Origin of the sequence: Sphingosinicella sp., assembly GCF_052388015.1 — a bacterium.
Classification (GTDB): Bacteria; Pseudomonadota; Alphaproteobacteria; order Sphingomonadales; family Sphingomonadaceae; genus Allosphingosinicella.
Map to the genome: position 1 here is coordinate 1 of NZ_JBQTIN010000038.1, position 2542 is coordinate 2542.

General features: G+C 69.0%; 2 protein-coding genes and 1 pseudogene. All 3 read left to right on the forward strand.

The annotated features are described in order from the left end of the window. A partial coding sequence (gene nadA / locus ACT4N3_RS03120) for a quinolinate synthase NadA (protein ID WP_444853746.1) occupies positions 1-209 on the forward strand: 209 nt, incomplete at its 5' end. Between the two features lie 64 nt (positions 210-273). Beyond that, positions 274-2376 (forward strand): prolyl oligopeptidase family serine peptidase, encoded by a 2103-nt coding sequence (locus ACT4N3_RS03125; protein WP_444853747.1) that lies wholly within the window; start codon positions 274-276, stop codon positions 2374-2376. After that, positions 2373-2542, forward strand: a pseudogene (locus ACT4N3_RS03130) (carboxylating nicotinate-nucleotide diphosphorylase); the annotation flags it as partial. The gene ACT4N3_RS03125 and the pseudogene ACT4N3_RS03130, both read left to right, overlap by 4 nt.

Consider the following 2542-nt stretch of genomic DNA (forward strand, 5'->3'; position numbering starts at 1 on the left):
ACGGGAACTGCAACTGCAACATGTGCCCCTACATGGCGCTGAACACGCTGGAGAAGCTCTACGTGTCGCTCCGCGACCTCCAGCCGCGGATCGAGATCGAGGAAGGGCTGCGGCTCCGCGCCAAGAAGAGCCTCGACCGGATGATGGAAATGGCCGGCCACACAATCGGCAAGGGCGACGTCGGCAAGCCCAAGATCGCCGGGGATTGAGCCGCCGCCCTAGTGACTCCCGTTGCCGGCCCGATTAGCGTCGCGGCGGCTCCTGGAGGTAAACTTGATCAAGAAGCTGCTGCTCGCCGCGCTCGTCGTCGTGGCGCCTTCCGCCCTTGCCGCAATGCAGGACGAGGACCCCTATCTCTGGCTGGAGGAGATTCAGGGCCAGCGCGCGATCGCCCAGGTCGAGCAATGGAACAAGGCGACCGAGGATGACCTGAGCCAGGCGCCGGGGTTCGCCGAGCGGCGGACGCGGGCGCTCGCTATCCTCAACGACGTGCGCCAGATCGCGCAACCCGACGAAATCCAGGGCCAGTTCATCACCAATTTCTGGCGCGACGCGCAGAGCCCGCGTGGGTTGTGGCGGATATCCCCACGCGCCGCCTATCTCGCCGGCCGGCCCGAATGGCGCACCCTGATCGATGTCGACGCGCTGGGACGCGCCGAGAACCGATCCTGGGTGTGGCACGGCGCCGATTGTTTGGCGCCCGAATACCGCCGCTGCCTCGTCAGCCTCAGCCCCGGCGGCGGCGACGCCGACGTGGTGCGCGAGTTCGACATTCCGAGCGGCCGGTTCGTCGAGGGCGGCTTCACTCTGCCCGAGGCGAAGACCAACGTCACCTGGCTCGACCAGGACCGGCTGCTGGTCGCGACCAATTTCGGCCCGGATTCGCTGACCGAATCCGGTTACGCGCGGATCGCGAAAGTCTGGCGGCGCGGCACGCCGCTGGCCGAGGCGCAGACGATCGAGGAAGCGGCGCGCACCGACATCAGCCTCAATCCCTTCTCCTTCACCGACAGCGCGCGGCGCTGGAACTTCCTCGGCCGCGGCTTGACCTTCTGGACCAGCCGCACATCGCTGGTGACCGATCAGGGGCTGCGGCCGGTCCCGATCCCCGACAATGCCAGTATCCAGGACGTGCTGGGCGGCCGGCTGATCGTCCGGCTCAACAGCGCCATGGAGGCAGGCGAGCGCACGCTCCCCATCGGCTCCGTCGTCGCTTATTCGCTCGAAGACATCGCCGCCGGCCGGCCCGTCCAGCCGGAGCTGGTGATGGCGCCCACCGCCAGCCAGGCGATCGAGGAGGTCTCGGCGGCCGGCGGCGTGCTCTGGGTCAAGGCGCTCGACGACGTGTCCGGGCGGCTGTTCCGGCTGCGGCGCGGCGATGACGGGCGCTGGACGAGCAATGCCGTCGCCCTGCCGGCGAACAGCACGCTCGATATCCGCGCGACCGGCGAGGATCTGGCGCTCGTCACCGTCGAATCGATGCTGACTCCGCCGGCGCTCCATGCGGTGAACGCGGCCGGGCGGACGAGCGTCGTCCAGAGCCTGCCGGCGCAGTTCGAGGCGTCGAACATGAGTGTCGAGCAGCGTTTCGCCCGCTCGCGCGACGGCACCCGCGTGCCCTATTTCATCGTCCGGCGGCGCGGCACGCGCGGCGCCGTCCCAGCCTTGATCCATGCCTATGGCGGCTTCCGCGCCGCGCAGACGCCGACCTATCTCACCGAGCAGCCCTATCGCTCCGGCCCGCTCGGCCTGTTCTGGGTCGAGGCGGGCAACGCCTATGTCCTCGCCAATATCCGGGGCGGCGGCGAATATGGCCCGGCCTGGCATGAGGCGGCCTTGCGCGAGAACCGGCAGCGCAGCTTCGACGATCTCCATGCGGTCGCCGAGGATCTCGTTCGCACCGGCGTTTCCACCGCCCGCCATATCGGCATTTCCGGCCGCTCGAACGGCGGCGTGCTGGTCGGCGCGGCGGCGAACCAGCGACCGGACCTCTATGGCGCGGTCATCTCCGGCTCGCCGCTCACCGACATGCGCCGCTATCACCGGCTGCTGGCCGGCGCCTCCTGGGTCGGCGAATATGGCAATCCCGACGTGGCCGGCGACTGGGCGTTCATGAGCCGCTATTCGCCCTATCAGAACCTGCGCCGGGTCCCGAACTATCCGGCGACCTTCTATTATCTCTCGACGCTCGACGACCGGGTCCATCCCGGCCACGCCCGCAAGATGGCGGCGCGGCACCAGGAGCTCGGCCAGCGCGTCTATTATCGCGAGTATCGGGAGGGCGGCCATTCGGTCGGCGCCGACCGGACCGAGGACGCGACCCGCGCGGCTTTGCTGTTCGCGTTCCTGACGCGGGAGCTGGGCGGGCAAAGGTGAGCTTCGCGTTCGACGGCTTTGATCTCGACGCCTTCGTCGCGGCGACGCTGGCGGAGGATCTGGGGCCAAGCGGGCGCGACGTGACCTCCGAAAGCGTCATCCCGGCGGACGCGCGCTTCACCGGCGTGATGGACAGCCGGGACGCGATCACTGTCGCGGGCCTGCC